This is a genomic window from Actinosynnema sp. NPDC059797 (assembly GCF_042732085.1).
Lineage (GTDB): Bacteria > Actinomycetota > Actinomycetes > Mycobacteriales > Pseudonocardiaceae > Actinosynnema.
Genome location: NZ_JBHWIE010000339.1, coordinates 1 through 7,673 on the forward strand (window position 1 = coordinate 1; position 7,673 = coordinate 7,673).

The 7,673-nt window shown below is 74.6% G+C and carries 8 protein-coding genes; 4 read left to right on the top strand and 4 right to left on the bottom strand.

The window, feature by feature from the left end:
* The 3 genes from ACFV4N_RS36410 to ACFV4N_RS36420 form a co-directional block, all read right to left on the bottom strand.
* Positions 1-960: ABC transporter permease subunit (locus tag ACFV4N_RS36410; protein WP_499677216.1), on the bottom strand; the 960-nt coding region annotated here is incomplete at its 3' end.
* Positions 961-1,262: 302 nt separating this feature from the next.
* Positions 1,263-2,744, bottom strand: a complete 1,482-nt coding sequence (locus ACFV4N_RS36415; protein WP_499677217.1) for an ABC transporter substrate-binding protein — start codon at positions 2,742-2,744, stop codon at positions 1,263-1,265.
* Between the two features lie 156 nt (positions 2,745-2,900).
* Positions 2,901-3,299, bottom strand: a complete 399-nt coding sequence (locus tag ACFV4N_RS36420) for a helix-turn-helix domain-containing protein (RefSeq protein WP_499677218.1) — start codon at positions 3,297-3,299, stop codon at positions 2,901-2,903.
* A gap of 144 nt (positions 3,300-3,443) precedes the next feature.
* Here ACFV4N_RS36420 and ACFV4N_RS36425 point away from each other — a divergent pair, with 144 nt between their 5' ends.
* From ACFV4N_RS36425 to ACFV4N_RS36435, 3 genes are read left to right on the top strand one after another with little or no spacing between them, the layout of a single operon-like run.
* The gene (locus ACFV4N_RS36425) at positions 3,444-4,769 is read left to right on the top strand and encodes a hemolysin family protein (RefSeq protein ID WP_499677219.1); all 1,326 of its coding nucleotides are present in this window, start codon (positions 3,444-3,446) and stop codon (positions 4,767-4,769) included.
* On the top strand, positions 4,766-5,812 hold the full coding sequence (locus tag ACFV4N_RS36430; protein ID WP_499677220.1) for a hemolysin family protein: 1,047 nt from the start codon (positions 4,766-4,768) through the stop codon (positions 5,810-5,812). Before ACFV4N_RS36425 ends, ACFV4N_RS36430 begins: the two co-directional genes overlap by 4 nt.
* A 30-nt stretch (positions 5,813-5,842) precedes the next feature.
* A complete protein-coding gene (locus ACFV4N_RS36435) occupies positions 5,843-6,895 on the top strand; it encodes a sporulation protein (protein ID WP_499677221.1) in 1,053 nt (350 codons plus the stop codon).
* 174 nt (positions 6,896-7,069) lie between these two features.
* On the opposite strand, the gene ACFV4N_RS36440 is transcribed toward ACFV4N_RS36435, so the two are convergent.
* Entirely contained in the window at positions 7,070-7,420 is a 351-nt protein-coding gene (locus ACFV4N_RS36440; protein ID WP_499677222.1) for an ArsR/SmtB family transcription factor, read from the bottom strand.
* A gap of 67 nt (positions 7,421-7,487) precedes the next feature.
* Here ACFV4N_RS36440 and ACFV4N_RS36445 point away from each other — a divergent pair.
* Positions 7,488-7,673: hypothetical protein (locus ACFV4N_RS36445; RefSeq protein WP_499677223.1), on the top strand; the 186-nt coding region annotated here is incomplete at its 3' end.

A 7,673-nucleotide genomic window follows, 5' to 3' on the forward strand; every position in this document is an offset into this window, starting at 1 on the left:
CGCCCGCAGCGCCGGCCCGAGGACCCGGCGGCGCACAGCGGACGTGACCGCGCCGCCCGCCGTGCCGAGGAGGACCAGGGCGATGACGGACGCCTGGAGCAGCGGGAGGTCCTGCGCCTCGGCCGCGCCGAGCGCGGTGCGGCCCAGACCGGGCACGGCGAACACGACCTCCACCGCGACCGCTCCCCCGGTCAGCCCGACCGCGACGAGCCCGAGCTGCGGCAGCACGGAGGGCAGGGCGCGGCGCACGGCGGCGCGCGCGATGACGGCGGGCGCGCAGCCCCAGGACCGCCACAGCACGACCCAGCGCTCCGCGAAGACCGGCGGCAGGGCGTCGTCCGCGAGGCGGCCGAGCACGGCGCCGGCCGGGACGCCGAGCGCGAGCGCGGGCAGCACCAGGTGCCGGGGCGACTGCCAGCCGTAAGGCGGGAACCACTCCAGCCACACCGCGCCCACAACCAGCAGCACGGCCGCGAGCAGGAACTCGGGTGCGGCGGCGAGGACCGCGGCGGCGGCGCCGCTGCCGCGGTGGGGCAGGCCGCGGGCGCCGCGCACGAGGGTCCGCGCGCACAGCGCGGCGGCGACGGGCAACGCGACGGCCAGTGCCGCGGCCATCAGCGTCACCGAGGCGCCGAGCCCGCCCAGCACCGAGGGGAGCACGGCGTCACCGCTCACCCACGACCGGCCGAGGTCGCCGCGCACCGCGCCGGCGAGCCAGTCGCCGAACAACGCCACCGGGTTCGCCGCCGAGCCCGGCTCGCCGAGCCCCAGCTCCCGGCGCACGGCGTCCAGCGCCTCGTCGGTCGGCTCCTGCTCGCCCGCGCGGGCCCGCAGCACCGACAGCGCCGGGTCGCGGCCCGCCAGCCACGGCACCAGGCCCACCGCGGCGACGACGGCGGTGATCGCGACCAGCCTCGCCACGGCGGGTCCGAGGTGGACCACCGCCGTGGCGGCGGTCACGACCTTGGCGACCGGGCCGGCGGGAACACCCGCCCGAGCCGAGTCACCAGCCCCGACCGAGTCTCCAGCCCCAGCCGGGTTCCCGGACCCAGTCGGATGCCCGGCCCCAGCCGGATTCCCGGCCCCAGCCGGGCTCCCGGCCTCAACCGGGCTCCCAGTCCCAACCGGATTCCCAGCCCCAGCCGGGCTCCCGGCCGCAACCGCACCGCCGACCACAGCGGCACTCCCCACCACAGCGGCACCGCCCACCACAGCCGTGTCGTCGTCGGGCCGGTCGGGGCCCGGCCCGGGCCGTCGCGCGTTCACCTCAGGTGGGTCGCCGCGGTGACCAGGACTCGTTCGCGCGGGTCCTTGACCGAGTCCACCACGGACGTCGCGTCGCCCTGGATGACGCGTTCGTGCAGCATCGGCACGGCGGCGTCGGTGCGCAGCACGGCGGCCTCGGCGGCGAGGATCGCGGCCCTCCTGGCGTCACCCGCCTCGGCCCTCCCGGCCGCGCCCACCAACTCGTCCACCGCCGGGTCGCACAGCCCGGAGAGGTTGAAGGAGCCGTCGCAGGTGAAGTCGGACCTCAGGTAGGCGACGGGGTCGCCCGAGTCGAGCACGGTCGCCCGGGACAGGATGAACGCGTCGAACCGGCCGGCCAGCGCGTCCTGCTCGATGTGCGCGTACTCGCGCACCACCTGGGTCACGGTGAACCCGGCGTCCTCCAGCCGCTGCTGCACGACCGAGGCGACCTCGGGCAGCTCGGCCCGGTCGGAGAAGGTGGCGAGGGTGATCGCGGCGCCGTTCGGCGCGGTGGGCGCGGTGCGGTCGGCGAGCGGCGCGCGACCGGCGGCGGCCCACGGCAGCGCGGGTCCGAGCAGCCCCTCGGCGACGTCGGCGCGGCCCTCGTAGACGCCGCGCACGATCTCACCGGCGTCGATCGCCTCGCGGGCCGCCGCGCGCAGGCCGGCGTCGCGGAACGGGCCGGACCTCGTGTTGAGGTACAGGGTGTTGGTGCGGGGCATGGGCACCTCGGTGAGGGTGGCCGGGTCGAGGAGCGCGGCCTGGGACACCGGCACGGCCTCGGCGATGTGCGCCTCGCCGCTGCGGATGGCGGCGGCGCGGGCGGCGCCGTCGGGCACGAACGACACGTCGATGCCCGCGGCGCGGGCCTTCTCGCCCCAGTAGCCGTCGAACCGGTCGAGGGTGGCGGTGGTGGTGCCGCCGACCGCGACGAGCCGGAACGGGCCGGTGCCCGCGCCGACCGGGTCGACCCGGCCCCCGGCGGTGTAGGCGCGTTCGGCCAGGATCGCCAGTTGCGGCGAGGAGAGCCGGTGCGGCACCAGCGGGTCCTGCTCGCCCGTGGTGACCACGACCGAGCCCTCCCGGGCCTCGGCGGTGAGGTCGACGCCGTCGAGGATGCGCGGCTTGGGCGACGCGGCGGTGGCGCGGCGGAGGGTGTTGGCGACCGCGGCCGGCGTCAGGGGGGTGCCGTCGTGGAAGGACACGCCGGCGCGGATGGTGAACTCCCAGGACCGGTCGGAGGTCCGCCGCCAGCCCGTGGCCAGGCCGGGCCGCGCGTTGCCGTCCTCGTCGAGGGTGACCAGGGTCTCCGCGGTGGACCAGCGGGACAGCTTGAACGCGTCGTCGCTGAACGGCGAGAGGCCGGAGCGCGGCGGTTGCAGCATCGCCAGCTTGATGCGGCCGTCGCCGGGACCGGCGTCGGCGGCGGGGTCGCCGGCGAAGCAGCCGGACGCGAGCAGCGCCGGGACCAGGACGAGCGGGAGGAGAGCGCGCACGGGAGCACCTGAGGGGTCGGCGACGGGAGCGGCCTCACCCTAAGCACATGACAACCATTTTCACACTCGACTGTGGTTCGGCCCACGTCGAGGGCGGGGTGCGCGCGCGGAACCGTTGCGCGGCCCGGTTCCGCACCGTCCTTTCCGGACGGGCGGTCAGGGCGCCAGCATGTCCGGCGGGATCTGGAGCGCGACGGTGATCAGCGAGTGGACCCGGGTGGCGATGGCCGCCAGCAGCCCGTGCACCTCGGGCGACGCGCTCTCGGTCGCGACCTGGAGGACGCGCAGGTCCTCGTTGATGCGGTCGAGGATGGCGCCGACGTCGACGTGCGAGGTGCCGAGCGCGCCTGCGATCTGCTCCAGCGGCAGGCCCTCCACCTCCAGCCGCTGGACGAGGTGGATGCGGTCGACGTCGGACGGGTGGTAGAGCCGGAAGTTGCCCGCCGTGCGCTTGGTCGGGGACAGCAGCCCAAGGCTGGTGTAGTAGTCGACGGTGCGCGAGCTCACACCGGCCCGGGCGGCCAGTTCGCCGATCTTGAGCAGGACCTCCGTCACCACCACTCCCCTCAGCCGCGTCACACCAACCGTACAGTGCGACGTGTTAGTGTTGAGTATGCCTGATGAAACCGACGTGGACGGCTGCAGTACTCGGCCGGGCAGGACCCGGCTGAACTGCGCGACCAACCCGGCGGGCGCACCGTGTTGATCTTTTCCGGACTGCTCGCGATCGTGGCCCTCACCGCGGCCACGGGGTACTTCGTGGCCCAGGAGTTCGCCTACATGGCGGTCGACCGGGGCAAGCTCCAGCACTTGGCCGAGGGCGGCGACAAGGCCGCGGGCCGCGCGTACGCGGTCACGCAGCGCCTGTCGTTCATGCTCTCCGGCGCCCAGTTCGGCATCACCGTCACCGCGCTGCTGGTCGGCTACGTGGCCGAGCCGCTGCTCGGCACGGGCCTCACCGAGTTCGCGGGGCTGACCGGCCTGCCCGAGGCGGCGACCACGTCGCTGTCGATGGCGGCGGCGCTGGTGTTCGCCACGGTGGTGCAGATGGTGCTGGGCGAGCTGTTCCCCAAGAACCTGGCCATCGCCGAGCCCGAGGCCCTGGCCAAGGCGCTGAGCGGCTCGACGCTGGTGTACCTGAAGATCGCCGGCCCGGTGATCCGGCTGTTCGACGCGGCGGCGAACAAGCTGCTGCGCGCGGTCGGCATCGAGCCGGTGGAGGAGCTGCCGCAGGGCGCGACGCCCGAGGACCTCAAGCAGATCATCGGCGACGCGGGCGCCGAGGGCCACCTGGACCCGGAGCTGTCCCGGCTGCTCGACCGCGGCCTGGACTTCCGCGAGCTGGTCGCCGAGCAGGCCATGACGCCCCGCGTGGCGGTGCACACCATCGGCGCGGCCGAACCGGTGGCGCGCGTGGTCGAGCTGCTGGACACGGGCCACTCGCGCTTCCCCGTGGTCGGCGACGGCCTGGACGACCTGCGCGGCGTGGTCGGGTTGGCCGAGGTGCTGACCATCGACCCCGAGGCGCGCGCCACCACCCCGGTCGGCGACGTGGCCTCGCCCGCGCTGGTCGTGCCCTCGACGCTGCCGCTGCCCGCCGTGCTGGAGCGGTTGCGCGCCGAGCACCGCCAGCTCGCGTGCGTGGTGGACGAGTTCGGCGGGTTCGCCGGCGTGGTGTCGCTGGAGGACCTGGCCGAGGAGCTGGTCGGCGAGATCCACGACGAGGACGACATCGTCGAGCAGGCCATCGAGTCGATCGACCCGGGCGTGTGGCGGGTGCCGGGCCGGATGCGCGTGGACGAGATCGCCGACGCGACCGGGGTCGAGCTGCCCGAGCACGACAGCTACGACACGGTGTCCGGTCTGCTGCTGCACCTGCTGGGCCGCACGGCGCGGGTCGGCGACCGGGTGGAGTTCGACGGCATCTCGCTCCGGGTGACCGAGGTGGCCCGCAACGTGCCCAGCTGCGTCGTGCTGAGCAGTGGCGCGCGCCGCGCCGCCGAGGACCGGGAGGGCGTCCGATGAGCACCACCTGGGCCCTGCTGGTCTCACTGGTCCTGCTGGTGGCCAACGCGTTCTTCGTGGCCGCGGAGTTCGCCCTGATCGCCGCCAAGCGGCACCGGCTGGAGCAGGACGCCGAGACCAGCCGCGCGGCGCGTGCCGCGATCGCGGGCGTCCGCGAGCTGTCGCTGATGCTGGCGGGCGCGCAGCTGGGCATCACGCTGTGCACCCTGGGGCTGGGCGCGCTGGCCAAGCCCGCCGTCGCCGACCTGCTCGACCCGCTGCTGGTCGGCGTGGGCCTGCCGGACGCGGTGGCGTACGGGATCGCGTTCACGCTGTCGCTGTTCGTGGTGGTGTTCCTGCACATGGTCGTGGGCGAGATGGCCCCGAAGTCGTGGGCGATCACCCACCCCGAGCGCTCCGCGACGCTGCTCGCCATCCCGTTCCGGGCGTTCGCCCACGTGGTCCGCCTGCTGCTGAGCGGCCTCAACGGGATCACGAACGCGCTGCTGCGCGCGTTCAAGGTCGAGCCGCAGGACGAGCTGGCGCAGGCGCACCGGCCGGAGGAGCTGCGGCTGCTGGTGCGGCAGTCCGGCGAGCACGGCCTGATCCCGGAGGGCCAGCAGCGCCTGCTGACCCGGATGCTCCAGCTCCAGAAGACGACCGTCTCGCAGATCATGGTGCCGATCGACCAGGCGGTCCGCGTCACCGAGGACACCGGCGCGCGGGCGATCGAGCACCGCAGCCGCGAGTCCGGGCGCTCCCGCTTCCCGGTCGTGGACGCGCGCGGCGGCTTCGTCGGCCTGGTGCACATCCGCGAGGCGGTGCGCGCCACCGCCGCGGGCGCGGACGTGCCGGCCCGCGAGCTGATGTCCCGGCCGCTGACGCTGCCCGCCGGGATGCCGGTGGCGGGCGCGGTGACCGCGATGCGCGAGGACCGGGCGCAGTTGGCGCTGGTGGCCGACGCGGATGACCGCGTGGTCGGCATCGCCGCCCTGGAGGACCTCCTCGAAGAGCTGATCGGCGACTTCGAGGACGAGACAGACACCCCGCTCCGCAAGAGCTGAACGCCCACCACTCCCGGAGGAAGAAACCCGATGTTCAAACGGATGCTCAGCGCCTTCGGCGTCGGCGGACCGTCCGTCGACACCGTCCTGGACTCCCCGCACGCCCAGCCCGGCCAGGTGATCACCGGCCAGGTGCGCATCCAGGGCGGCAGCAACGAGGCCAAGATCGACCAGATCGTGCTGTCCCTGGTCACCCGGGTCGAGGTGGAGCACGGCGACCACGAGTTCAACGGGGTGTCGGAGTTCCTGCGCGTCTCGGTCGCCCAGGGCGTGCGCGTGGCGGCCGGGCAGCCGGTGGCGGTGCCGTTCCAGCTGCCGATCCCGTGGGAGACCCCGATCACCGCGGTCGGCGGGCAGCCGCTGCCCGGCATGACCGTGGGCGTGCGGACCGAGCTGGTGATCTCCGGCGCGCCCGACAAGGGCGACCTGGACCCCGTCCTGGTGGGCCCGCTGCCCTCCCAGGACCGGGTGCTGGAGGCGTTCGGGCAGCTGGGCTTCCAGTTCCGCAGCGCCGACGTCGAGGCCGGGCGCATCCACGGCGTGAACCAGGAGCTCGGCTTCTACCAGGAGATCGAGTTCTTCCCGCCGTCCCAGTTCGCCGGGCGGATCAACCAGGTCGAGCTGACCTTCGTGACCAACCCGCACGAGCTGGTCGTGGTGCTGGAGGCCGACAAGCGCGGCGGCCTGTTCTCCTCCGGCGGCGACTCGTTCGGCCGCTTCCACGTCTCGCACCAGGACGCCCTGGGCACCGACTGGGCGGCGGCCATCAACCAGTGGCTGGTCCAGATCTCCGAGCGCGGCGGCCACGCGGCGTTCGGGCAGCCGGGTTACCCGGCGCACGGCAACCCCGCGTTCGGCGGTCAGCCGGGGTACGGGCAGCCGGGCTATGGACAGCCGGGGTACGGTCAGCCGGGTTACGGGCACCACGACCACGGGCACCACGGCCACCACCGCGGCTCGGGCATGGGCGGTGTGGTCGCGGGCGCGGCGGCGGGCGTCGTCGGTGGCATGATCATCGGCGAGGCCCTGGACGACGCGTTCGAGGACGACGGCGGCGGCGAGGACTTCGCCTTCGACGAGTGACACCGCGGGTGCCCCGGCCCTCACCGGCCGGGACGCGCCCGCGACCCCCTGGTCCGGTGCGGCGAGCGGCCCACCCCCCGGTCACCGCCGCACCACCACCGGCTCCCGCGCCCCTCCCCCCTGGCGCGGGAGCCGGCCTCGTCCCGGGGCCCGGTCCTCCGGTCGCCGCCGCGCTCAGCCGGCGGCCACCGGGTCCTCCGACGTGCCCCGGTCCACGTGGTCGGCGTGGAACAGGGCCTGCTTGAGCAGCCCGCGCACGTGGTCGTTGGCCGCGGAGTAGTAGACGAACGTCCCCTCCCGGCGCCCCTTGACCAGACCGGCGAGCCGCAGCTTGGCCAGGTGCTGGCTGACGGCGGTCGGGGCCGCGCCGGCGAGTTCGGCGAGGCACGCGACCGACGACTCGCCCTGGAGCAGCGCCCACAGCACCTTGATGCGCGTCGGGTCCGCGAGCAGCCGGAACGACTCGGCGGCCAGGTGCACCTGCTCCTCGTTGGGCATGTCGAAGTCGGTCAGCGACGTGTGCATGGCCCCAGGGTACCCAGGCGCCCCTTCTACTTGCGTACCTGCGTGACTGCGCATATATGCTGATGCTGTGACAACAGATCTCGGGGTGCCCGCGCCGGTCGGACCGCACCTGGACAGGACGCGTCGGCGGGCCGGGGCGTGGTCGCTCCCGGAGGTGCGGTGGGCGGTCGCGGCGACCGCGCTGTTCCTCCTGGGCCTGGCGGCCCAGCTGACCGGCGCGCCGGAACCGCTGTGGTGGGCGCTGTACCTGGCC